This window comes from Clostridium sp. LIBA-8841, assembly GCF_034439435.1.
Lineage (GTDB): Bacteria > Bacillota > Clostridia > Clostridiales > Clostridiaceae > Sarcina.
The window spans coordinates 553,542-578,852 of sequence record NZ_JAPCKJ010000002.1 but is presented as its reverse complement, the minus strand read 5'-3'; the positions used below and the strand labels follow the sequence as shown (position 1 = coordinate 578,852).

At 27.5% G+C, this 25,311-nt stretch carries 25 protein-coding genes; 17 read left to right on the top strand and 8 right to left on the bottom strand.

Translation table 11 applies throughout. The features are described 5' to 3' along the window. The first annotated feature begins 270 nt into the window (after positions 1 to 270). The 7 genes from OIF33_RS08355 (at position 271) to OIF33_RS08325 (ending at position 9,527) form a co-directional block, all read left to right on the top strand. On the top strand, positions 271 to 942 hold the full coding sequence (locus OIF33_RS08355) for a response regulator transcription factor (protein ID WP_322503775.1): 672 nt from the start codon (positions 271 to 273) through the stop codon (positions 940 to 942). Beyond that, a complete protein-coding gene (locus tag OIF33_RS08350; RefSeq protein WP_322503774.1) occupies positions 939 to 1,964 on the top strand; it encodes a sensor histidine kinase in 1,026 nt (341 codons plus the stop codon). The genes OIF33_RS08355 and OIF33_RS08350 overlap by 4 nt, the downstream gene beginning before the upstream one ends. A 119-nt stretch (positions 1,965 to 2,083) precedes the next feature. Then, positions 2,084 to 2,836, top strand: coding sequence for an ABC transporter ATP-binding protein (locus OIF33_RS08345; protein ID WP_322503773.1), 753 nt, complete (start codon positions 2,084 to 2,086; stop codon positions 2,834 to 2,836). Further along, on the top strand, positions 2,836 to 4,731 hold the full coding sequence (locus OIF33_RS08340) for an ABC transporter permease (RefSeq protein WP_322503772.1): 1,896 nt from the start codon (positions 2,836 to 2,838) through the stop codon (positions 4,729 to 4,731). The genes OIF33_RS08345 and OIF33_RS08340 overlap by 1 nt, the downstream gene beginning before the upstream one ends. Before the next feature lie 497 nt (positions 4,732 to 5,228). Beyond that, positions 5,229 to 5,729, top strand: coding sequence for a pentapeptide repeat-containing protein (locus tag OIF33_RS08335; protein WP_322503771.1), 501 nt, complete (start codon positions 5,229 to 5,231; stop codon positions 5,727 to 5,729). 833 nt (positions 5,730 to 6,562) lie between these two features. Next, positions 6,563 to 8,773 carry a catalase/peroxidase HPI gene (gene katG, locus OIF33_RS08330; RefSeq protein ID WP_322503770.1) on the top strand — a complete coding sequence of 737 codons (2,211 nt, stop codon included), beginning with the start codon at positions 6,563 to 6,565 and terminating at the stop codon, positions 8,771 to 8,773. Between the two features lie 484 nt (positions 8,774 to 9,257). After that, complete coding sequence (locus tag OIF33_RS08325) at positions 9,258 to 9,527, top strand: hypothetical protein (protein WP_322503769.1); 270 nt, start codon at positions 9,258 to 9,260, stop codon at positions 9,525 to 9,527. Between the two features lie 122 nt (positions 9,528 to 9,649). Here the strand turns inward: OIF33_RS08325 and OIF33_RS08320 are convergent, their stop codons facing one another. After that, a complete protein-coding gene (locus OIF33_RS08320) occupies positions 9,650 to 10,045 on the bottom strand; it encodes a (deoxy)nucleoside triphosphate pyrophosphohydrolase (RefSeq protein ID WP_322503768.1) in 396 nt (131 codons plus the stop codon). A gap of 545 nt (positions 10,046 to 10,590) precedes the next feature. Between OIF33_RS08320 and OIF33_RS08315 the strand changes: the two genes are divergently transcribed. Further along, positions 10,591 to 10,965, top strand: a complete 375-nt coding sequence (locus OIF33_RS08315) for a hypothetical protein (RefSeq protein WP_322503767.1) — start codon at positions 10,591 to 10,593, stop codon at positions 10,963 to 10,965. A gap of 254 nt (positions 10,966 to 11,219) precedes the next feature. Here OIF33_RS08315 and OIF33_RS08310 read toward each other — a convergent pair whose 3' ends face one another. Beyond that, positions 11,220 to 11,987 (bottom strand): class I SAM-dependent methyltransferase, encoded by a 768-nt coding sequence (locus OIF33_RS08310; protein WP_322503766.1) that lies wholly within the window; start codon positions 11,985 to 11,987, stop codon positions 11,220 to 11,222. A gap of 321 nt (positions 11,988 to 12,308) precedes the next feature. Here OIF33_RS08310 and OIF33_RS08305 point away from each other — a divergent pair, with 321 nt between their 5' ends. The 6 genes from OIF33_RS08305 to OIF33_RS08280 all read left to right on the top strand — a co-directional run bounded on the left by OIF33_RS08305 (position 12,309) and on the right by OIF33_RS08280 (position 18,251). Continuing rightward, entirely contained in the window at positions 12,309 to 13,202 is an 894-nt protein-coding gene (locus tag OIF33_RS08305) for a DUF1266 domain-containing protein (protein WP_322503765.1), read from the top strand. Between the two features lie 259 nt (positions 13,203 to 13,461). Then, positions 13,462 to 13,764, top strand: coding sequence for a ribosomal protein L7/L12 (locus tag OIF33_RS08300; RefSeq protein WP_322503833.1), 303 nt, complete (start codon positions 13,462 to 13,464; stop codon positions 13,762 to 13,764). 157 nt (positions 13,765 to 13,921) lie between these two features. Continuing rightward, a complete protein-coding gene (locus tag OIF33_RS08295; protein ID WP_322503764.1) occupies positions 13,922 to 14,695 on the top strand; it encodes a potassium channel family protein in 774 nt (257 codons plus the stop codon). Positions 14,696 to 15,301: 606 nt separating this feature from the next. Beyond that, positions 15,302 to 16,921, top strand: coding sequence for a putative ABC transporter permease subunit (locus tag OIF33_RS08290; protein ID WP_322503763.1), 1,620 nt, complete (start codon positions 15,302 to 15,304; stop codon positions 16,919 to 16,921). 21 nt (positions 16,922 to 16,942) lie between these two features. Continuing rightward, positions 16,943 to 17,665, top strand: coding sequence for an ABC transporter ATP-binding protein (locus tag OIF33_RS08285; protein WP_322503762.1), 723 nt, complete (start codon positions 16,943 to 16,945; stop codon positions 17,663 to 17,665). 169 nt (positions 17,666 to 17,834) lie between these two features. After that, positions 17,835 to 18,251 carry a DUF3795 domain-containing protein gene (locus tag OIF33_RS08280; protein WP_322503761.1) on the top strand — a complete coding sequence of 139 codons (417 nt, stop codon included), beginning with the start codon at positions 17,835 to 17,837 and terminating at the stop codon, positions 18,249 to 18,251. Positions 18,252 to 18,426: 175 nt separating this feature from the next. On the opposite strand, the gene OIF33_RS08275 is transcribed toward OIF33_RS08280, so the two are convergent. The 4 genes from OIF33_RS08275 to OIF33_RS08260 all read right to left on the bottom strand — a co-directional run bounded on the left by OIF33_RS08275 (position 18,427) and on the right by OIF33_RS08260 (position 20,273). Then, positions 18,427 to 18,690: a hypothetical protein gene (locus tag OIF33_RS08275; protein WP_322503760.1), complete on the bottom strand. Its 264-nt coding sequence runs from the start codon at positions 18,688 to 18,690 to the stop codon at positions 18,427 to 18,429. 2 nt (positions 18,691 to 18,692) lie between these two features. After that, positions 18,693 to 18,890 (bottom strand): helix-turn-helix transcriptional regulator, encoded by a 198-nt coding sequence (locus tag OIF33_RS08270; protein WP_322503759.1) that lies wholly within the window; start codon positions 18,888 to 18,890, stop codon positions 18,693 to 18,695. 294 nt (positions 18,891 to 19,184) lie between these two features. Continuing rightward, the gene (locus tag OIF33_RS08265; RefSeq protein ID WP_322503758.1) at positions 19,185 to 19,664 is read right to left on the bottom strand and encodes an NUDIX hydrolase; all 480 of its coding nucleotides are present in this window, start codon (positions 19,662 to 19,664) and stop codon (positions 19,185 to 19,187) included. A 321-nt stretch (positions 19,665 to 19,985) separates the two neighbouring features. Further along, positions 19,986 to 20,273, bottom strand: a complete 288-nt coding sequence (locus OIF33_RS08260) for a hypothetical protein (protein ID WP_322503757.1) — start codon at positions 20,271 to 20,273, stop codon at positions 19,986 to 19,988. A 678-nt stretch (positions 20,274 to 20,951) separates the two neighbouring features. On the opposite strand from OIF33_RS08260, the gene OIF33_RS08255 reads away from it, so the two are divergent. The 3 genes from OIF33_RS08255 (at position 20,952) to OIF33_RS08245 (ending at position 22,775) form a co-directional block, all read left to right on the top strand. Beyond that, positions 20,952 to 21,440, top strand: coding sequence for a helix-turn-helix domain-containing protein (locus OIF33_RS08255; RefSeq protein WP_322503756.1), 489 nt, complete (start codon positions 20,952 to 20,954; stop codon positions 21,438 to 21,440). 106 nt (positions 21,441 to 21,546) lie between these two features. Then, positions 21,547 to 21,909, top strand: a complete 363-nt coding sequence (locus OIF33_RS08250) for a DUF4180 domain-containing protein (RefSeq protein WP_322503755.1) — start codon at positions 21,547 to 21,549, stop codon at positions 21,907 to 21,909. A gap of 2 nt (positions 21,910 to 21,911) precedes the next feature. Next, positions 21,912 to 22,775, top strand: coding sequence for an alpha/beta hydrolase (locus OIF33_RS08245; RefSeq protein ID WP_322503754.1), 864 nt, complete (start codon positions 21,912 to 21,914; stop codon positions 22,773 to 22,775). An 88-nt stretch (positions 22,776 to 22,863) separates the two neighbouring features. On the opposite strand, the gene feoB is transcribed toward OIF33_RS08245, so the two are convergent. Beyond that, positions 22,864 to 24,987 carry a ferrous iron transport protein B gene (gene feoB, locus OIF33_RS08240; protein ID WP_322503753.1) on the bottom strand — a complete coding sequence of 708 codons (2,124 nt, stop codon included), beginning with the start codon at positions 24,985 to 24,987 and terminating at the stop codon, positions 22,864 to 22,866. A 14-nt stretch (positions 24,988 to 25,001) separates the two neighbouring features. Next, complete coding sequence (locus tag OIF33_RS08235; protein WP_322503752.1) at positions 25,002 to 25,223, bottom strand: FeoA family protein; 222 nt, start codon at positions 25,221 to 25,223, stop codon at positions 25,002 to 25,004. Between the last annotated feature and the right edge of the window lie 88 nt (positions 25,224 to 25,311).

The window sequence follows — 25,311 nt, the reverse complement described above, 5'->3', positions numbered from 1 at the left end:
AAATAGTTAATAGGTTATTAATGAAAAATGTGATAGTGTAATAGGAAATAAGTATAGTTATTGAGTAGAATCATTTAATAGCTATACTTATTTTATTATAGTCAGTGAATTGCTGCCTTTTAACAATAACTTAGATAAACATATTGAAAGAACTTATCTTAGCACACTTGAATAAATTGAAAGATTTACTTAGATATTCCTATATAAAATGTATTAAATGGCAAATTTATGATAATATTTTAATGAGATAATGACTAAGAGGTGAGATGTTTGAAGAAAATATTGTTGGTTGAAGATGACTTAGATGTTGGAAGAGAGTTAGCTTTATCCTTAAGAAAATGGGCTTTTGAAGTGGAATTAATAGAGAACTTTGATAATATAGTAAAGGAATTTGTAGAGAAAAAACCAAGTCTTATATTAATGGATGTGAATTTACCTTTTTATGATGGATTTTATTGGTGCGAAAAAATAAGAGAGATTTCAAAAGTGCCAATAATATTCTTATCATCAAGAGATTCAAATATGGATATTATTATGGGAATGAATAATGGTGGAGATGATTATATTACCAAACCTTTTTCTGTGGAAGTATTAATATCAAAAATTAATGCATTACTTCGTAGAAGCTATGATTATACTAATTCAGATTCTTTAATTTATTATAATGATGCGGTTTTAGATGTTGAAAGATGTATTTTTAGATATAAGGACAATGAAATAGAGCTCACTAAAAATGAAATTAAAATACTATCAGCACTTATAAAAAATAAGGGGAAGGTAGTATCAAGAGAAAAGCTTATGATGAGCTTATGGAATGATGATGAGTTTGTTAGTGACAACACATTAACCGTAAATATTACAAGGCTTAGAGCTAAGATAAAGGAATTAGGATTATATGATGTCATTAAAACTAAAAAAGGAATAGGGTATTTAATACAATGAATTTAAAAAGGTTTATTAAAGAAAATATAAAAACTATTTTATTTAATTGCAGCATATTACTGACCATTAATATTTATTTCTTTGTATCAAACTTATTAAAAGGCAACATGGGAGAAATATATTATTTAGATGTAATATTGATAATCTTTTATGGGGTTAGTTTTTTCATTAAATATAAAAGCTGGAAAGAAAGATTCAGTACTTTATATGAAATTATGGAAGATGACAATGATATTAATATAAATGATGTTCAGGGAGAATCGCTAGAAGAAGAAATAATTACTTATATCATAAATAAAAAAGAAAAAAAGTATTTGGATTTAATAGAAAGCAAAGAACAACAAATTAAAGACATGGAAGAATATATCTCTAAGTGGGTTCATGAAATAAAGCTTCCTATAAGCGCTACATCTATTATTTTAGAGCGTATGGAGGATGAGGAAGCTAGTACTGATATTAAAAATGAAATTGAAAAGATCAACTTTCTAGTTAATTCAGTAATGTATGGAAGTAGAGCAACAGCAGCTGCAGAGGATATATTTATTTCAGAAGAAAAATTGCAAGATATAGTAAGACAAGCAATAAAAAATAATGCCTTTATGTTGATAAAAAATAATATAGAAATAAAATTGCACAATCTTGATTACTACATTTACAGTGATAAAAAGTGGGTTTTATATGTTTTAGATCAGCTCATTAATAATTCAATAAAGTATTCAAAGGGAAATGGAAGAATTGAATTTTATGGGGAAGAAACAGAGAAATATATATGCTTAAACATAAAAGATAATGGAGTTGGAATAGCAGAGGAGGATTTAGAAAGAGTATTTAATAAAGGCTTTACAGGTACTAATGGCAGAAATACTACATGTAAATCAACTGGAATGGGACTTTATTTTAGTAAAAAGATTTTAGATAAATTAGGGAGTCTTATTGAGGTTAATTCTGTAAAGGATGAATATACTCTATTTAAAATAAGGTTTAATAAAATATCTGATTATACTACCATTACAAAAATGTAACATTGAAAGTCTAAATGTAAGGTTAAGTGAAGGATTAATTATTAAAAAACCACTAAAATTAACTTATAAGCTGATTAATAGTTCAGCTAAATAAGAAATTTGATTTTGGAGGAAAAAGAATGAGCGAAATATTAAAATTAAGCAACTTATCAAAGGATTATGGCATAAAGGGCTTTAAGACTAGGGTTTTAAATAATATATCTCTATCTGTTGAAGAAGGAGAGTTTTTATCTATAATGGGGCCATCAGGAGCAGGTAAAACTACACTCTTAAATTTATTATCGACATTGGACAAACCTACTAAAGGAGAAATACTTTTAGATGGAATAGATGTTACAAAGGTAAAAAATAAGGAGTTATCCAATATTAGAAAAGAAAAAATAGGCTTTATATTTCAAGATTACAGTCTTTTAGATAACATGACATTAATGGATAACATAGCACTTCCATTAGCATTAGGAAGAAAGAAAACTAAGGAAATTGAAGAAAAAGTTATTAAAATGGCAGAGGTTTTTGGGCTAAAAGAGCACCTTAAGAAATATCCTTATGAACTGTCAGGAGGGCAAAAACAAAGAGGAGCTGCAGCTAGGGCCTTAATCACAGAGCCAAGGGTTATATTTGCTGATGAACCAACAGGAGCTTTAGATTCTAAATCTTCTATTGATTTATTAGAATGCTTAAAGAAAGTTAATGAAGAAAATAAAGCTACTATAATAATGGTTACACATGATGCCTTTTGTGCAAGTTATTCTAAAAAAGTTTATATGTTAAGTGATGGAGAATTTAAGTGCCAATTAAATAGAGGGCAGGATAGAAAAGAATTTTATGGAAAGATAATTGATTTATTAGCAACTTTAGGAGGTGCTAAATAATGAGTATATTTTCCATTGCCTTTAATAACTTTAAAAATAATATAAAGACATACAGTATGTTTTTTATATCAATGATATTTTCAGTAATTATTTTAAATAATTTTATAATACTTATAGATGGAGAGGCATTAAATATTTTAGGTGAATTTAATGCTTCCTATACAAAAATGATATTAAGAATGATAAGTTTAGTTTTAGGAATTTTTATGTTTTTCTTTATATGGTACACATCAAATGTATTTTTAAGAAATAGAAAAAAGGAAATAGGGCTATTTACTTTTATGGGAGTTGACTTAAGGACCATCGGCAAAATATATTTTACAGAAATGATGCTAATTGGACTATCTTCATGTGCAATTGGAATAGGGGCTGGGGTATTATTTTCTAAGTTTTTTCAAATGATAGTTTTTGCAGTTGCTAACTTTAATGTGGATGTTAAGTTTGAAGTTACAGTCAATTCAATAGTGGTTACATTTTTAATATTCATGTCTATATTTTTGTTAATGAGCATTAAGGGATTCGTTAATATTGCAAGTAGTAAGGTAATTGATCTTTTAAATGATAGCAAAAAGACAGAAAAAATGCCTAAAATAACTGTGTTTACTTATATTATTGCTATTGTATCCATAGGATTGATTACATATGGATATCACTTGATCTTTAGCTCTAAAATGAATGCTTTAAAAACATTGATTTTAGTTTGTATAGGTACTTATGGATTATTTTATGCTGCTATTCCAATAGTTCTTAATTCTTTAATTAACAATAAAAATATATTATATAAAGGGGAAAATATAATAACTATTAATAACTTAGCTTATAGAATAAAGAAGAATTGTACTACTTATGCTACTATAGTTATTTTAACAGCATGTACAATTACTGTCCTAGGTACATCAGTATCCATGAGAAAGCTTTATTCAATGAGCGAAGAAAATGATCAATTGTTTTCAATGTCTTTTTCTTCTTCAAATGCAATGAATAATGAAAAAATATCAGAGGAAGTTACAAAGGTTTTAGGAGAAAAGAAATTTGACTTAAACACTGATGTATTAATGGTTAAAGATAATATTCAAAATGGGGAACAAAAGTATATAGTATTACCTTATGATAAATTCACCAGTATATTAAAGAGTAATGGATATGAAAAAGACTTAGAAAAGGTTAATAAAGAAATGGTGCAAGGAGATAAGGTAATATATATTCAGCGCCCAGGAACATTATTAAGTTTAGTTAAGAAAAATAATGTTACTGTTGGTGATAAAACTTTTGAAGTAAGTGAAAGTGATATAAGATTTAAGGTTTTAGGATCATTAATTAACTATCCTGCAGTGGTTGTTAACAATAGCCAATATGAAAAGCTGAAAAATAGTGGTGAAATGATAAATTTTTATGGCATTAAAGTAAAAGATGACAAAGAATTATTAGATAAAGATATATTAAATAAATTAGGCGCTGGATTAAAGCCTTATTTAACAGATGATGTCAACTTTCAGGTAGGTATATATGAGACTGAAAATGTAGCATGGTTAAAGCTTGTCTATGCAATTGGAGCATTTCTATTTTTAGTATTTATACTTGCAGAGGCTAGTATAATTTACATTAAGATATATAGTGATGCAAATGATGATAAAGAGAAATATAAAATCCTAAAAAATATAGGAGTGTCAAAGAAGGACTTAGGAAGAGCAATCAGAAAGGAAGTTTCATTGTTTTATATACTTCCACTATCAATAGGGCTTCTTCATAGTTTCTTTGCAATACAAGCTTTAGGAAAATTCTTATCAGAAAACTTAAATCTAACATTTATTATAAGCGTATTAGTATCAATATGCATATTCTTTATAAGTGCAATTATATCTAATAAAAGCTTTAAGAGTATTGTTAAGGTATAAATTGAATATAGAAAATAATATGTAGAATATAGAGTTTCTTAACAGTAAGTTTTAATGCAGTTAAGGAACTCTTTTTTATATTTTAACTGTGATAATGTGACATCATATAAACTTGCTGAAAAATGTGGCTTTGAACTATTTGAGAAAAGAACTCCAATTAGTCATAAGCAACCTAATATGGAAGGTGAGAGTTATTTTTACTATCGTAAGTATAGATATAAATTAACTCGTATTTTTTTAGAATTTATAAAGATTATTATATATAGTTAATTATGATAGTTTATTGCTATATATATTCAATATATATTTAATATATAATTAAAAAGTTTATTTGAGAAAAACTGATTAACTAAATTATAATTGCGAATATTAGTAAAATTTATTTAGGATATGATAAAATTTTAATGTTATAGGTTATAAAGGTGTTTTTATAAAAATATTAATTGTTTTGTTAAAAAAATCTATATAATAAATTAATATTTTGAAAGGGTGATTTTATGGGAAGAGGAAAGAAAAAAAGAAAAGCTAAACTTAGAGAAAAAAGAAGTTTAAAAAGAAAAAAAGGATTAAATACTCCACTCAATTTATTTAATAATATATTAAGACCACTTAGAAGCAACTTTTATTATGATGGAACTATTCATAATAAAAGTTCATCAGAAAGTTCTTTTTACAATATACGGTTTAAAAAAGTAAATATTACTTATTGTAAGTTTAAAAAAGTAAAATTTAAGGGCATTGATTTTATTTTTTCTAACCTTAAACATAGCAGCTTTGTAAATTGTTCATTTGAGGATACTGTATTTTTTGCTACAAATATAAAATATGTTAAATTTAAAAACTGTACTTTTAAAAACGTTTATTTTTTTAATATAGATATAGCTAAATTTAGTAGTATAGATTATTTAAACTCAGAAATATCAGTAATAAATGAATATCCTAATTTGACATTAAGTCCATTATTAATTAGTTCATTAAAAAAATTTATCACAGAATGAAAGAATTTTTAAAAATAGAGTGGTTCATGTTACGAGAAATAAGCCTAATTATTGGATTATAAGTATTTTGTTAAAAGACTTTTCTCAATATGAATTGGCTAAGGGATTTAATAAACTTTCACAGAATAATAATCATAACAGCAATAAGGACTTTTTTACATACTCAAGTTTTAAAAATTTTCTTTATAAATACTTGAATAAATGTTAAGAATTTCATATAATTATAATTGTCCTGCCTCGGAATCAGGAAACTGATGAAACACTAATGGAAGTTACGGGGACTAGTAAACATATTAGTTAGTATTCAAGGAGGGATGTCTATGATAGGAAATATTTGTACTGTTTTAGGATGTTTATCATTAATTATTGGTAGTGCCGTTATTCCTTATTTTTTAAATAGTTGTCCTCCTCGATTACTCGAGGTTTAAGTTTGGTAGAGTTAATATAAGAATAATACAATATTTAATGTTTTGCTTTGAAATTATCATTAAAATCAATAAAAATAAGGAACTATATGAAAATAAATATTCATATAGTTCCTTTTAAATTTACTCTGAAAACTATAATAGTTATCCAATAATATTAAAAGATATAGATAATACAAATTACATATTCTGAAAGATTAATTAAAATAAAAGAAAGTTTTTACTGAAAATAGATTTTAATAAATAACGTATAATATGTTATTTTCCAATTTACTCATAGTACTAGTTATATATTTATATAATTTACTGTAAGAGTATTTATATGAGAAAGGTTACATTACTTATATGTATACATAAATTAAGTAGGTGTGCAGGTAGGTAAAGAAGAAGGGTAAGGAGGATAGTGTTATGGTAGAAAGAAAATGTCCAGTCACAGGAAGAACAAGTAAAGCAATGGCAGGTGGTGGAACAACTAATGAATATTGGTGGCCAAATCAGCTTAGGCTTAATGTTCTTCGTCAAAACTCAGAGCTAAGCAATCCTATGTCTAAAGATTTTAACTACGCTGAAGAATTTAAAAAGTTAGATTATTATGAACTAAAGAATGATTTATATAAATTGATGACAGATTCTAAGGAATGGTGGCCTGCTGATTATGGTCACTATGGACCATTTTTTATACGTATGGCTTGGCATAGTGCTGGAACTTATAGAATTGGTGATGGCAGAGGAGGCGGAGGTCAAGGATTGCAACGCTTTCCACCACTTAATAGCTGGCCAGATAATGTGAATTTAGACAAAGCACGTCGTTTACTTTGGCCAATTAAAAAGAAATATGGGAATAAAATATCTTGGGCTGACCTCATAATATTGACAGGTAACTGTGCATTCGAATCTATGGGATTAAAAACAATTGGTTTTGGTGGTGGCAGAGTGGATGTTTGGGAACCACAGGAGGATATTTACTGGGGTAGTGAGAAAGTATGGCTTGGAAATGAGCGTAATAAAGATGACAAAGAGGATAAAGAACTTGAAAATCCTCTTGCTGCTGTACAAATGGGCTTAATTTATGTAAATCCAGAGGGACCAAATGGAAAACCTGATCCTACGGCATCAGTTAATGATGTAAGAGAAACATTCTCTCGTATGGCAATGAATGATGAGGAAACTGTTGTTCTTATAGCAGGTGGACATACTTTTGGTAAATGTCATGGTGCTGCATCACCTTCATATGTTGGACCAGAGCCAGAAGCTGCGCCTATTGAACAGCAAGGATTGGGGTGGCAAAATAGTTATAAAACTGGTAAGGGGCCAGATACAATAGGTAGTGGAATTGAAGGTGCATGGAAAGCAGAGCCTATAAAGTGGACAATGGGTTACTTAAAAACATTATTTAAATATGAGTGGGAATTAGTTAAAAGTCCTGCAGGGGCATACCAATGGCTAGCTATAGATGTAGATGAAGAGGATATGGTAGTTGATGCCCATGATCCATTTAAAAAGCATAGACCTATGATGACTACTGCAGATTTAGCACTTATTAATGATCCTATGTATAAAGCAATAGCAAGGAATTACCTAGATAATCCAAAAAAATTTGCTGAGGATTTTGCCAAGGCTTGGTTTAAGCTAACACATAGAGATATGGGACCAATATCAAGATATCTTGGACCAGAAGTTCCAAAAGAAAGATTTATTTGGCAAGACCCAGTACCACAAGTTAACTATAGATTGATTAATAAAAAGAATATTTCAGAACTTAAGAAAAATATTTTAGATTCAGGATTGGGAATATCAGAACTTGTTACAACAGCTTGGAAATCTGCATCAACATTTCGTGGTTCAGATAAGCGTGGAGGAGCAAATGGGGCAAGAATATGCTTAAAACCACAATGCCAATGGCAAGTTAATGAGCCAGAAAGACTTAAGAAGGTTTTAAATACCTTAGAAAGAATTCAAATGCATTTTAATATGTCACATTCAAAGGGAAAGAAAGTTTCTTTAGCTGATATTATTGTATTAGGCGGATGCGTTGGTATTGAAGAAGCTGCAAAAAATGCAGGGCATAATATTACTGTTCCTTTTACTCCAGGACGAAATGATGCAATACAAGAGGAAACAGACATAAATTCATTTAGTGTTCTTGAACCTAAGGCAGATGGATTTAGAAACTATGTAAAAGATGAATATGCAGCAACATCAGATGAAATGTTAATAGATAAAGCTCAGTTATTAAACTTAACTATTCCAGAAATGACAGTGTTAATTGGTGGTATGCGCGTGCTAAACACTAATTATAAACAATCAAAGGATGGGGTGTTTACAAAGAGGGAAGAATGTCTTACAAATGATTTTTTTGTAAATCTTCTTGATATGGATACAATGTGGAAAGCCATGCCTGAAAGTAAAGAAAGATTTATAGGCTTTGATAGAGAAACAGGTAAGGAAAAATGGACAGCAACAAGAGTAGACCTTATCTTTGGCTCAAATTCACAACTTCGCGCAGTTGCTGAGGTATATGCATCTAATTGTAATGAGAAAAAGTTCATAGAAGACTTCGTAGCTGCATGGAATAAAGTAATGAATGCAGATCGCTTTGATGTTGAAGAAGAACAGTGAATTTAACTTTACTATATATTATAAAAAAATAAAAATAACTCATTTACAGTTGTGTCAGAGAACCGTACTATAAATAAATGAGGGTTATAATAATATTAACCATTGATAGTACTTGCTTAAGGCTATCTTTATAGGTTAAAATACCGTATCATAAGTAATTGAGATTTTTATTAAGCTTGGATAATTGAATATATGTAGAATATAGAGTTACTTAACAGCAAGGTTTAATGAAGTTAAGTAACTCTTCTTTATATTATTTACTGAGAATTACAGTAATATCTATAATAGTATAATTTGTTTGAATAATTTTATAGTTTAAGAAAATTATTAAAGTATTTTGTACTATCATAAAATCTAGAATTTTTTATGATTTTTTTAGTTATACATTATAAATGACAAGTTATGCATTTTGTATTGTAATTAATTTCTTATAATGTAAAATATAATCAAAAGAATATATAACTTATTGTTAGGGGGATTTAGAGTGAGTGAAAAAATAATTGGGAAGAATTCTACTACTATATTAAATAAACTTAAAACATCAATTATTATATTTTTCATTTCAGTATGTTGCATGCTTGGTGGATCATTTTCTCAAACTACATCTGAAATTGGATTCTATATATCTTGGTTAGTATTAATATTAGGAGTTATTGGCTTGTTTATAAGTAGCATATTATTTATGGTTTCTATATATAAAGCTTTAAAATTTATTTTAACTTCACTAGATATATTATTAGAAAATAAAAAATAACTAGGAAGCAAGAGGCTAGTAAAATAGCGGTTTGTAGAAGTGTAACATACTTTTGACATTCCTAAATTAGGCAATAGTTAAAACTATTTTATATTAAAAAAACAGGAGGAGACTCCTGTTTTTTAGTTTTCACTTATTAATTGTTTTACAGCAGGAATATCTGCAGGAGCCCATGAAAGAGTCTCTAAATAATCTACTGGAAGCCACATAAGTTTCGCATGCTCACTAGCCTTTGGTATTCCATTCACAAGTTTACATCTTAATGTAATTAAGTTAACTATAACTTTTTCATATTCATGAGTATTATCATTAAATGTAGATATGTATTCTATGTCACAATCTAATTCTTCTTTGATTTCTCTAACTATAGCTTGGCCTAAAGTTTCTCCTTCTTCAATCTTTCCACCTGGGAATTCCCAAAACTTAGGCATAGACATATCTTTTGATCTTAAGGCACAAAGAATTTCTTTATTTTCATTTTCAATTATAGCGCCAACTACTTTTACTATTTTCTTCATAATCTTCACCTCGAAGTTTATTTTATCATAGTTACAAATTAGATCAAATTTTATATAAATATATTTTACGTATTATTTTTAGTATTTAATACTCTTTAATAGAAGAGGTCCAGTTATACTTAAAAAGTAACCAGTTATACATAGATTATTGAAATAACTTAAATGAAGTTGTTATACTTTTGTTATCTTAGAGACATTAGCATTAGGAGTATTTACCCTAATAGTAAATGTAAAAGAAATAATAAAGAATGAATTTAAAATTGAAAAGTTAAAGAAACATTACAATAATTCTAAGGGGTAGATAAAAATGGATGGAAATCTATATGTTGATATAAATTATATGAGGGTTTTTTCAATAATTTTAAATGTGTTTTTATGGATAATAATAATTTATTTTATTACTAAATTTATTAAATCTAAAAAAGATAAGAAATAACAAGACTATTAATATCTAAGAGAGAAAGTAGTATTTACAAAGAGTTTGTTGGTTATATTTGGATAGGTAATGTAATATTAGATTATCTGAATATAAAGGGGAGAGGTTTATGTTTGCAATATTAGGGGCAAGCTTATTTTTAGTTATAGCTGTACTTTCTGTTTTAGTGGCTTTAGGTTTACCACTAGGTGAGTTTACAATGGGGGGACAACACAGAATACTGCCTAAAAAGTATAGGGTTATGGCAATAATTTCAGTGGTGATTCAGCTTTTTGCTAGTATTATTATTTTACAAGCAGGTGGCTTAATTCCACTATGGTTTTCTATTAAGGTAACGAAGTATATTTGTTTATTTTTTGCTTTTTATTTATCTTTAAACACTATTATGAATTTAATATCTAGAAGCAAAAAAGAAAAATATGTAATGACTCCATTATCCTTTGTCGCAGCAATATGTTTTTTTGTAACTGCATTTAAACTTTAGTTTTTTTAGTATAATTTTTTACTTAAGGCTTAGGATACTAATACATGTCCTAAGCCTTAAATAAATAATATTAGAGTTTGATTTCCTATTAGTAGAAATACTAAGAGTAAAGAGTTTTCTTAATTAAGTATTTTTAAACTACTAAATAAATTAAAAATTTGAATAAATTTAATTGGTTTAAAGTGTTAGATAAAATTAAGAAGGACTAAAGTGTTAGATAAAATCAACAATTATCTGAAACAAAGCCTCAGAACTTATTTTCTAGCCAAATAGAGTTCTATAGTATCATATATCTTTAATGAATTATTGTTTTCTAAAATAGCTTGCCTAATCTCTTTTTCAAATTGTTCTTTTATCTTTGGATTCATGATTCTATGATCTGAGTAGGTATTTAATAGAGATATATAATCATAGGAATTAAAGATTCTAGTTTGGTGATATAGTTTAAGTTTAACATCCTTAAATCCATATTTTTTTAGCCTTTTTAAAAGTTCTTTATAATGATTTTCATCATTTTCTATAGGTTTAGTATTTGAAGGCTTATACTTTTCATATATGTCTTGAATTCTTTGGTGCAATAAATCATCTTTACGTCCTATGAATGGCTTATTCCAAAATAATGCTAAAGTTCCATTAGGCTTTAATAGGTTAAAAGCTTTTGGATAACCTACGCTTTCATCAATCCAATGAAAAGCAGTAGCAGAATATATAAGGTCAAAGGTGTTAGAATTACACTTAAAGTCTTCAAAGGAAATATTTTTGATATTAAAGTTTTTATAGTCTTTAAATTTATTTTTTGAAAACTCTGCAAGATTTTCACCAAGTTCAATAGCTGTTAAATCACATTCAGTACTAAGAAAGGGAAGAGTAGCTTGACCAGTACCAATCCCAATTTCTAAAGTCCTTTTATTCTTATCTAGTTTTGAATAGTCAATAACATCACTAAACAACTCTTTGCAATAGGTAGGTCTCCATTTATCATAATTACTAGCATCCTCATTAAATGTAAAACGCTTATCCATAACACACCTCCTAAATTTTATATTTGTTTTATTTAATTTTATTATATTATTCCTTTATTTGAAATTAATTTAAGACAAATAAATTTCTCTAAGTTAAGTATATAAACTAAAAATACAATAAGAAAATATAGGATTATTACTTTATTAACAGTTTTACTATATAATGTTAATAAGGAGTTAAACATTTATAATAGAGATTAAGTTAGGTTTGAATGGCTATCTAAAAACTAACATTCACATAAAAGATAGCCTAAATTTAATATTTGATATACTTAGAGCATTTATAAAGGTTTAAACATAAATAGAGGAGGACGAGTTATAGTGTCAACTGCAGGTGAAAATTTAAAAAATAAGTTACATAATGATAGCACTATTCCAGATACCGTTGAGAGATTAAAGGTTTTATCAATGGGGAGTGTTTATCCATACGCACCAGAATTAAGCAAACTTATAAGAGAAGAAGAGGACAAGGAAACAGAGTGGTTAATGGTTATAAAGGCTTATTTAAGTTTAGATTCATCCATAAGGTTTACTGAAAGATATAAGAAGAGAAAACTCTTCAAAAGTGCATTAAAAAATTCTTGGGGAATAAATGATAAACATGAATTAATAGATCAGATGAATTATTTGCTTGACGGTACTAATTCTCAGTACGCCAACATCCAATTAAGTATTTATTGTGAATTAATACATAAAAATCTAGAAATTACTTCAAAAAATATAAAGAAAACAGAAACATTTAATAAGATTTATGGGTATGAGGGCAAAAGTGAAGATGGCTACGAACAAATAGTAAATTATTTAATGGGAGCATTAGAGATTATTGATTTAAATAGCCACAATCTTTTAACTAAAAGCTGGGTAAGGGGCTTTGACTTATCTAGAGTGGTTCATCTTGTAAAAATGGGATATGGTACAGGCTTAATATCTGAAAATGAAGCTTGGACAATCATTGATAACCTTTATGAGGAATTTCAAAATTTTGATACTTATTATGAATTCTTTGCAAGCAATGAATTAGGAAACCTACTATTTGAGTATGATAGAGAATTAGATTCTAGAAGGAATCTAGAAAATAGAATTAATGCCTTAGTGCCTATTTTACTAGATATACATACCCCATTTAGATATTTACAGATTTCAGAAGATAATCCAGAAGCACCAGCAATTATATACAGAAAGATTTTTAATATAGAAGAGATAAAAAAAGTTTAATATATAAACAATAATTTATTATAAAAAATTAAGGAGGAATAACCAATGCATAATTTAAAGTGGCTAAATTGGACTGTTTATATGAATATAATTATTTTAATTATGTTGGCTATCTTAGCTATTTCACTTGATAATATAAGCATTGTATTAATCTTGAACTTTATTCTTATAGGAAGTTTAAATTTTGTAATTTTGAAAAAATGTACTTTTATAATAGGGTTGAGTTAGGAATAAAATTAATTATTAAGAATTAGGGGGGATATACATGGATATTAACAGTATATGGATAATTTTTGGAGTGGGTATGCTAATGATTTTAGTTAGTGTTATTACTCAATTAAGAAGTGATCTTATGCGTATAAGGTCAACTTTAGATAGAATTGCTGAAAAGATAGGAGTACCTGATATAGTAACTAAAGAAGAAAAAGAGGAATTAATGAGACTTATTTTAGAAGATAAAAAGGTTGAAGCAATAAAAAAATATAGAATTATTACAGGGCTTGGCTTAAAGGAAGCAAAAGAATATATTGATCAGCTTAGTGATATGGAGAAAATGGAATAATTTAAGTAGACTTAAACTGTAGTAATGGATTAAATGATGAGGTGGCTAAAGAGATAGTTGATTATGTAAAAGGAATTTAAGCTTTTTTATTTAGTATAGTTGAGGAGAGAGGGTTGCGGAGTTAATAAAGGTTAATTGTAAAGAAAGGCTTGGTTAAATGCATAAAAAAGAGAAATTAAATAATTTGTTTATGGGTTTCTTATCCCTTATTGTAGCTTTGCTTTTATTTGTTGAAGCAAAGCCAGGAATATCAAAAAATACTTTAATAGCTATTTCAATTGTTAACAATATTATTTGGGCAATATTTTGTGTTGATTATTTTAAAAGACTAATCCGTAGTAAGAACAAAAAGTATTTTATATTGCATAATAAAATTGATTTAATATCTATAATCCCAATTGAGGGAGCTACTATACTTAGAATAAATAGATTCTTTAGATTACTAGGGATTCCTAAGAGAGTTAAGAAAAATTTCAATAAGTTTATAAAGACAAATAATTTACACTATATGATATATTTAGTTATAATAGTCGTTTTGGGAGGAGCTATTTCTTTATCTGTAGCAGAAAATATAAATATAGGTGACGCTATTTGGTGGAGTATAGAAACTGTAACAACGGTAGGATATGGTGATATTATTCCAAAAACCATATTAGGTAGAACAATAGCATCTATTGTAATGATGGTAGGAATCGGCTTTATAAGTATGTTTACCAGTACCATAGCAACATATTACATAAAGAAAGAGAAAGAGAAAGGTAAGAAAACTTATAAAGATTCAGTTTTAAATGATGTAAAAAACAAACTAGATCATTTTGAAAAATTATCTAAGGATGATATTAAAAATATCTATGTAGTTTTGAATGCTCTAAAGGATGAAGAGAATGGAAGTAAAGATAAAGAAACTAAAGATGAAGGAACCAAAGTGTAAATTTTAATAATGGATTAAATGATGAAATAGCTAAAGAGATAGTTGACTATATAAAAGGAATTTAAGCTTTTTTATTTAGTATAGTTGAGGAGAGAAGGTTGTGGAGCTAATAAAGGTTAATAATAATGAATTATATTTTGGGAACTTTATACGTTTGTAGCAGTTACATATATTAAAATTGTGATAGATTAAGTATAGAATTAAAAGCTAGAGTAGAAAAGTAGTTTATAGAGCTACAAAACTATTCTAGCTTTTTATAATATTTAAGAATATTTATTTTAAAGTATTTTTAGATTTTTACCTTAAAAAAACTTTATTAGTTAATCTTGAATGGGTAAGTTAATTTCTCTATAAAAACTTAGGATAAGTATGATAATTGCTTAATTCATTTACCTGAATCAAATACATAATTCATTTAAAGTAATGTTTCTTATTAAGGAAATATAAATAAATTTAAAAGTATTTTGGAATAAATAACAATAATATCCCAAAATATTGAATTTGAAAATGTATCATGGTATTATATAGTAAATAATACCGCATAATTATGTAAAATATACTGAATTATATGATTAATTTTATTGTGTTTGAGGGCGGAGGGATGTTATGAAAGAAGTTTATTTATTAACTACGTATCTATTTAAATCCTTTTTAAAAGATACTTTTAAGGAGGAGAAGAGTTTTTGGAATACAATTTTAAAAGTAATTACAGGAGCAATAATATTAATCTTATTTTTATTTTTTACAGTGAAATTGTATTTTATATTATCCACAGGGAATATTGAATACTTATTGATACCATTAATTCTAACCTTAGCATCAATTAGTTTTATGATAATAGGTATATATCTAATATTGTCTAACTTTTCTTTTGCTGATGATAATGAATTTTTGCTAAGTCTTCCATTGAGTAAAAGAACACTTTTTATATCAAAATTTTTATTTGTTGAAATTAATTTAGTGCCTATTTCAATTTGGGTGGTAATTTCACTTTTTACATATGGAATATTATCTAAAGCATCAATTATATTCTATATTTATAGTTTAATAGCATCATTACTAATATCAGTCACACCAATAGTTTATGGTATTTTTATAACCTTAATATTGAGTAGGTTATCGATAAAAAGCAAGAGTAAAGAATCAATTCAACGTATATTTACTATAGTAGCAATAATTCTGAGTATTGGAATGGTGTATTTTGCAATAAAATCTTTTATGTCTCCAGAGAGTGTACTAGCTTTAATAAGTAAAAATAATATTGAAACAAGTAATTTTATAAATATTATATTCCCATTGCAGGGATATCTTACTAAAGCTTTGACCTTTAGTAACTTACCAATAGGATTAAATTCAATAGTACTTTCAATTATATTAGGTGCATTTTTCATTACATTAAGTATTTTCATAGGCAAGAAATTGTATTATAAAATATTGCTGAATAGTTCTCATAGTAGTAACTCCAGTGATTCAAAAAAAGATAATTTTTATAAGGAAAATAAATCTATATTAAGCACATTAATAAAAAGAGATTTTTTAGCATTATTAAGAAGTAGCCAATTCTTTTTATATACAATTGGTATATTTCCAATATTTATACTGATTGTTTGTACCTTTATTCCTATACTTGAATCTTTTTTAAGCATCAATGGATTGAAAGAAAATTATATACTTGCATATATTTACCTTATGTACTTATCATCATTTTTTGCCAGTTTTAATGTTACAGCATCTACTAGCTTTTCAAGAGAGGGAAGATATTTACCACTTTTACTACAGATGCCTATTAACATAAAAACAATATTGTTTTCTAAAATAATCATTGCATTATCATTAAGTGGACCAATGATAATAGTAAACCTAGTTATGTTAGCTTTCTTGAATTTGCCTATACTAGTTTATATATTTATGGGTGCTTCAATGTTTGTATTTACACTATTTATTGTGATGATTTCAATATTAAATGATGTTAATAAGCCAAATATAAAGTGGTGTTATGAGAAAGACTTAGTAAAAGATAATATGAGCTTATATAAGTCATGTATATATCCTATTGTTTACGTTCCTTGTGTGCTTGTAATACATTTAGTGCTTAATAAAACAGCATTATCATATACAAATCAGTTTTATTTGTTAGCTACAACAATTATTGTTGGTGGAATAATACTTACTATAAAAGCTTATAAGAAAATATTTTTAAAAATCAATACTTTGTATAATCTTTAAAATGGGGTAGGGAGGATATCTATGATAACTTTTAAGAATGTTTCAAAATCATATCGTAAATTTTCAAAGGCTGTTAATAACCTTAACTTAGAAATTCCAGAGGGAAAAGTCATAGGATTACTTGGACATAATGGTGCAGGGAAAACTACTACAATTAAAATGATTGTTGGAATCTATGAACCTTCTGAAGGGGAGATTCTTATAAATGGGGAAAATATATTAAAGAATCCTATTGGGGTAAAAAAACAAATTGGCTTTGTTCCCGATAATGGATTTTTAAATAAAAACTTTACTGGATATGAACATTTAAATTTTATAGCTAATATATATGGTGTTTCTAAAGAAGATGGAGCAAAAAGAATTGAAGAATTAGGAGAGAGATTTGGCTTACTAGAGTTTTTAAATAATAAGATAAAAACTTATTCAAAGGGAATGCAACAAAAACTTGTTGTTATAGCATCTCTTCTTAATAACCCTAAAGTATGGATTTTAGATGAACCTTTAAATGGCTTAGATTCACAATCTGCTTATTTACTAAAAGATTTTATAAGAGAGTATGCAGCTAAAGGTAATACTGTTGTATTTTCAACACATGTATTAGAGGTAGCTGAGAAGTTATGTGATGAATTAATAATTTTAAAAAAATCAGAATTAATATTTAAAGGCACAATGGAGGAATTAAGAAATCAATACTCATCTGAGTCTGACTTAGAGGAGATTTTCTTAAACTCAATAAATCTTTAAAAATCTATCTATAAGGGTTAATCTAATATTTTACCTATAATAATTACTTAGTAAAGTTATACTTTAAATAGAAGTATATTCTATAAAGCATGTATAATAAAAATGGGAAGTAAGGATTAGTTATGCTAAATAGTAAAGATAATAATTACAAAAAAAGGGTGTTGAAGAAATGAATATAGAAAGTATTACTAAAAGAATTGGTTATTGTGGATTAATCTGTCCATTATGTCATGAAGCTGATAAATGCTCTGGATGTAAGTCAGAAAATAATTGTTGTGGGAGACATTTGAGCAGTGAGGGTTGTTTTCAATTCAATTGTTGTATAAAAGAAGGTATAAATGGTTGTTGGGAATGTGAAGAGGCTCCATGTGATAAAGATATGTTTAGTGAAGAACATGATATTAAAAATAGAACCTTTGTAAAAGTAGCAAAAAATGAAGGAATCGAAAAATTGGCACAATACGTTGCTGAAAATCAAAGTAAGGGAATTATCTATGGTTGGAATAAAGATTATGATAATTTAGGAAGTGAAGAGGCTATTGTTGATTTATTACATAATGGTATTAATATTAAAGTAAAAAAATAAGATTTTGTGTATGATTTTAAGATATGTATTAGTTATTTATATATTTATGAAAAGATAAGAGAGTTACTATTGATTTCAGATGGAGAAAAACTAGGGACAGTGGATAGTTTTGTGTAAAAATAAAACTATCCATTATTTTTTGCATTAATAGCTAGAAATTAATAAAGTAGACGAATTATATTTTTTTATTGTAATAGTATGAATAAATTATAGTAAGTAGAAATTTAAGAATAACAATAGCTGAAATAATTAATAAGCATGTGAAATTTTTAAAAATGCTACCGGTTATAAACAGTAAAGCAACCAGTAACCAATTCATAACTTTTGAAACTGAGTGTGAAACCTTTTCATTAATTGTTATGAATCTTTCGTCATTCAGTAATATTTTCTGTTCTTTTACTGAATTAGAGAATAAAGTTTTAGCATTATTATCTTTCAAAATTATTCCTCCTCATAAATAAAAATTTCTTCGATAGACATATTAAAGTATTTAGCAATTTTAAATGCTAAAATTATAGAGGGATTATATCTACCGTTTTCTAATGACCCAATAGTTTGCCTTGATACATTTAATGCATTTGCCAGCTCTTCTTGTTTTATTCCTTTGTTTTTTCTGATTTTTTCTAAATTATTTTTCAAAATTAACCTCCGTATTACCTAGGGAAAGTTTGCTTTACATTATTGTATAATATTTGAAATTTGATGTCAAGTTTACTTTCCATACTAATTAAAATATTTTCCGATTTTTAATTTTGGGGTAGCAAAGGTTTCTTTAAAAGAAAGAGTTATAATGAGTAATATTTAAAAATGACCTCTTAAAATTTATATGGCAACTGCTGTCTATAAAAATTATAAGAAGTCATTTTTTTTTCAGTTTTATTTTAGGATATACTTTAGATAAATATTGATTTTAGCTTGTTCTTCAGACTTATATTAATATTCATAAGTTACTATATGTTCAATTTCATTTTTAAGGTTGGTTAATTTCTCTCTGAAAAATGTAGGATAAGCAAGATAATTACTCAATTGGTTTATTGGTAACCAATGCATAGTTTCTTTAACTCCACCACTATAACTATTACTATTTAACTTACGTGTTCCTCTAGGTTTCATTAAAAAGTAAAAGCATATTTCATGACACTTTTTACCTTCCAAACTTCCATCACCCATAAAGAAGTTTTCATGTATAAAGGCTAATCTATCAACTTCATATTCTACGCCTGTCTCTTCAAGAACCTCACGCTTTACAGCTTCCTCAGCTGATTCTCCCATATGTACGCCACCACCAATAGAGTAGTAGTAATTCTCCTTTTCATTACCAGCAAAAAGAACAGCTCCATCCTCAATAATAATTGCTGCAGCACGGTAACGAAACCAGTTATTTTCTTTTGTAAAACCACAATCGTATTCCATAGTATTCAAACCCCCTCATAATATATTAATCTCATATTAGGTAACTTTTAAAAATAATTTATATAATTAAATCTTAGCAATTACCCTACATGGAAGCCCTGACATTTCAGCATAGTTCATTGGATATGTATATGCAATAAATTCACTACCATTTTCAAGTACTTTAGAAAGATTACATAAATTTTCAATTATAAAAACACCCTTATCTGCACAATACTGATCCTTTGGTGTATGTTCCTTTCCTCTGCGAACACCTGCAAAATCTATACCAATGATAGATATGTTTTTATCTAATAATGCATCTATTAATTTATCAGATAATTAAGGATGTTCCTTGAAATAGGTTTTTCCACCATAACCATGATTCTCAATAAATCCAGTATAGAATGCAACAGACATATCTTTATCTACTTTATCAATATCAATATCTCGGTCTTTTATATTCTTAACATTGAAGATAATTCCTTTTCTTTCTGTATAGTCTAAGGGAAATTCTTTATTCATTACATCAAAATGAGTTCCCAAATGGCCAACTAATGCCTTTTTTTCATTTCTTTGTGCGTCAGTGATCATTTTAGGTGTAATTTTTAAAGTAATATCAATTAACATATTTATTTTCCTCCTAATTCTTTTATCTGCCTTTCTAAAATATTTAAACCTATCTAAATTCATCTTTATTATACACAATAACTGGAATTATAATCCATAAAATATGTATAATAAGAATATAAACTATGCAACAATTGTAGCATATTGTTCATTATTTATTAAAGGAGAGGAGTGTAATATGACCTTAAAAAAGCGAAATAAAATATGGGTTTTTATATTTAGTTTATTAGGAATATTATTAGTTTTTTATCTTTTTAGTGCTTTTATTTTTATGGGAATGAAAGGTTAATCTTTAATTAAAGAACAATCTTAAAGTATTGTGATTTAAGAGTAAAGTGGACAAATTAATTTGTCCACTTTTGTACGTTCTATTATCAATATTGGTTTAAAACAGAGACTATATTTAAAATAAAAGAACATGAGTGAACTTGGGTAGTTTTTAACTTAGAAAGCTACTTTTAACTAAGATATAGCTTTTAGAGAAAGGCCAGTATATAAATAGATTTCAAAATAATTCCAAGTGCAATAGGGAACAATTTATAGATAATAGGGTGATTTGGTTAAATAAAATACAATTAAGTACAACAAAATACAATAAAGTTCAATAAAATGCGTTGACAATAAGAGTGAGATTCCATATAATGAGTTTATAAATCAAAGAGAAAGGAATTGATTAGGATGGAAGAGAAGTTTTATACAGTTGAGCAAATTGCAGAGATACTAGGTATGCATCATAAAACCATAAGAAAATTTATAAGAGAAGGTAAACTTAAGGCAAATAAGCTTGGAAAGCAATGGAGAATATCAGGACATGATTTAAGCAGTTTTATGGAAAACAATAACTTTAAAACTAGCAAAAAATCAGAAGAAGAAGGCGAAAAAATTGAATTTTCTACTAGTAATGTAGAGGGTAATAACGTAGATAGGAAAATAAGTGTGTCTACTGTTGTAGATATTAATGAGGTTTCTAGTGAGGAATATAAAAGAATATCAAATATGCTTTTAGCAGTAATGAATAGCAAGGATTCTAAAATGAGTAACTCAACTCTTAATATGAAGTATTATGAAAAAGAGGAGAACTTAAAATTAATGCTATGGGGAGATACAGAATTTGTTAAGGAGATGTTAGATTTTATATCTATACTTACACAAAAGAATGATATTTAAATAAAAGGCTCTGTTTTAGAGGAATATTGACTTTACCTAGTAGTATAGTTCTATATAAAATCAACATTAGTTTAAAGCATAGCTAAATAAAGAAGTAGGTGATGAAATGAATTATAAAATAGTTGAAAAGGGAAATATAAAATATATTGAAATAAATGAAGCAATTAATTGTGAAGCTGATGTACTAGATATCATTGGTATTTGTATTTCAAATGATATTAAATTACTAATGCTTGGAGAAGAAGTCTTTACTGAAAATTTTATTAATCTTAGAAGTGGACTTGCAGGTATAGTTCTACAAAAATTTATCAATTATCATATAAAAGCTGTTGCTACAGTGGAGGATAAAGATAAGATTCAAGGTAGATTTAAAGAACTAGTTAATGAGTTAAACAGAGGAAGAGATTTTAAAGTGTTTCATAATAATAAAGATGCTGAAAAGTGGATTTTAAACACTAAGGATGTGTGAATATGAGCAAGAAAAATAAAAATATGAAAGTAGCATTTAAATCAGAAGAGGGAAGACATAAAGTTATAAAATATTATGAATCTTTAGTTGAAGGGTGGAACTTTCTTCATGAAGAGTTTTATGTACATACAAATTACGGAAAAACCTTTATTATAGCCAGTGGAGAAAAAGACTTACCACCCCTTATATTACTTCACGGCAGTGGAATGAACTCGGTTATGTGGATACATGAGATGGAGAAGTATTCAAAGAATTATAGAGTATATGCAGTAGATATGCCTGGAGAACCAGGAAAAAGCAATGAAAATAAAATACCACTTCAGGGTGATGATTTTCCCATTTGGCTTAATGAAGTATTCAACGCTCTATCAATAGAAAAAGCTAATATTGTTGGACTTTCATTAGGTGGATGGTTAGGAACAAAGTTTTCTATGAAATATCCACAAAAGGTAGAAAAGCTAGTTTTACTTTGTCCAGCAGGTATAGGTCCTCAAAAGAAATCATTCATTTTTAAATCCTTATTTTATATGCTATTAGGAGATAAGGGAATAGATAAGTTATATTATAAAATTAACGGTGATAAACTTATACCACAGGTAATGTTAACCTACCAAAAGTTAATCGCCAAGCATTTTAACTTCAGAAAAGAAATTATTCCAATGTTTTCAGATGGTGAATTAAGGTGTTTAGAAATGCCTCTAGCTTTATTTGTAGGTGGGAAAGATATTATGATACATTCTGAAATATCAGCAAAGCGATTAGGATCTTTAGTAAAGCATGCTAATATAAACTTTCTTCCCGAGGAGGGACACACTCTTATTAACCAAGGAGATGAGATAAGAGAATTTTTAAATAAAAGTATATAATATAAAGGACCATATGAAGTTTTTATCATATAGTCCTTTTATTTTAAGCAAAAACATGTTTTAAATCAACATTCACCTAAAATAGAGCCTAAGCAAATAATCTCCATATTTGAGTTGTAACAAAACAGACAACTATACCTGCAATTGTTGGTATTAAAAAGCTTAAGGTAGTCAGTTTAAGACTCTTAGTTTCTTTTTTGATTGTCCAAAGTGTGGTTCCACAAGGGTAGTGCATTAAGCATAGTATCATAACATTAATTGCAGTTAATAGTGTCCACCCATTAGATATTAATAATTCCTTAAGCTCAACTAAGCTATCTAACTCTATCATTGTTGTAGCTCTTAAATAACTCATTATTATTATAGGCATTACGATTTCATTTGCTGGTAATCCTAATATAAATGCCATTAATATATATCCATCTACGCCTATTGCATTGGCAAATGGATTCAAAAAGTTAGCACATATTGACAGTATAGAAGAGTCTCCAATCATTATATTAGAAAATAGCCATATAACAACTCCTGCTGGAGCTGCAATAGCAATGGCTCTACCTAAAACATAAAGAGTTCTATCTAATATTGATCTTACTATGACTTTACCTATTTGAGGTTTTCTATATGGAGGTAGCTCTAGTATAAAGTTTGAAGGAACTCCCTTTAATATGGTTTTTGATAATATCTTAGAAACTAGCAATGTCATGAAAACTCCTAAAATAATAACCATAGTTACTGTAATAGCTGATATAAAACTGCCTTTTAGCCCAACAGCTATTCCGCCTATAAATATAGAGGATATGGAAATAAGCATAGGAAATCTACCATTACAAGGCATAAAGACATTAGTTAATATAGCTATTAGTCGCTCTCTAGGAGAATTGATTATTCTACATCCTATTATTCCTGCAGCATTACAGCCAAGACCCATACACATAGTAAGGGCTTGTTTACCACAGGTACAGCATTTCTTAAAGCATTTATCTAAATTAAAGGCTATTCTTGGCAGATACCCTAAGTCCTCTAAGAGAGTAAACATAGGAAAGAAAATTGCCATAGGAGGTAACATTACTGAAATTACCCAAGCTAAAGTGACATAAATACCATCAATTAATATTCCTGGTATCCAAGAGGGAAGAGACAATCCTGCAAAGAATTCTCTAAGGTAATGCTCTCCATACCCAAACATATTAGCAAGCATTTCTGATGGGTAATTTGCTAAGATTATAGTTATCCATAAAATAAATAGTAGGGTAGATATCATAATAGGTATTCCCGTTGCTTTAGATACTAGTATTTTATCTATTTTTCTTTGGGTATTATTATATTCTCCTTCAGTTGTAACAACCTTATTTCCAACTCTTTCAGCTTCTTTTATTATAGATTTTATTATTATATCTTCTATTGATTTATCTTTAAAATTTTTAATAAGACCTTTTCTTATTTTATATATTTCTTCTATATATTCTTCTTGGATATTATATTTTTTGTATAGGGAGTTCAAAATATTTTCATTTCCCTCTAAGATTCTAATAGCTATCCATCTGCTTTTTCTTTTATCTACTTCAACGGCTTGATTTATTATAACTTCTATTTCTTCTACTGCTTTTTCTATATGAAGACCATAATTTATTGCATTTTCTTTCTTCTTTGGTAGCTTAACTTCTTTAAATATAGCTTCTTTTAATTCTTCTATGCCAATTCCATTTCTAGCAGAGGCTGAAACAATAGTTGAATTTAATTCCTTTGATAGTGATTCTAAATCTATTCTTATGTTTTTTTTCTTCGCTTCATCAATTAAGTTTACACATAATATTACTTTATCTGTTATTTCAGATATTTGTATAAATAAGTTTAAGTTTCTTTCTAATGAAGTAGCATCAGCCACAATAACTACTATATCGGGCTCATTAAAACATATATAATCTCTTGCTATCTCTTCTTCTTCCGAATTTGATAACAATGAATATGTTCCAGGTAGATCTACCACCTTTATTATAGAATCTTTAAATTCATAATATCCTTCTGCATTAGCTACTGTTTTACCTGGCCAATTCCCTGTATGCTGGTTTAATCCAGTAAGAGCATTAAATACAGTACTCTTACCTACATTGGGGTTGCCAGCTAAAGCTACAACATAATCTTCTTTAATGTTTCCCTTTGTTTTATCTGATGATAATAATCTAATCCCAGTAGAATTTTTAGTTAAGCCCATGTAATGCCTCCCTACTAATTTATTACTTCTATACTTTCACTCTCCTCTTTCCTTATTGCGATTACAGCACCTCGTATTAAATATGCCTTTGGGTCCCAAAAAGGCCCATCATATAAAACCTTTATATTTGTTCCTTCTATTATTCCTAAGTCAAAAAATCTTCTTCTTAGTTCTCCTTCTGCTTTTATATCAACCACTTTAACAGTTGATAATAGCTTCGCCTCATGTAATTTCATATTTTATTCCTCCTAAAGTTTAATTCTCAGATTATTTGTCTGAGTTTTATCCAAAAAAAATTTAAAATTTAATCTATTAATGGTGCAT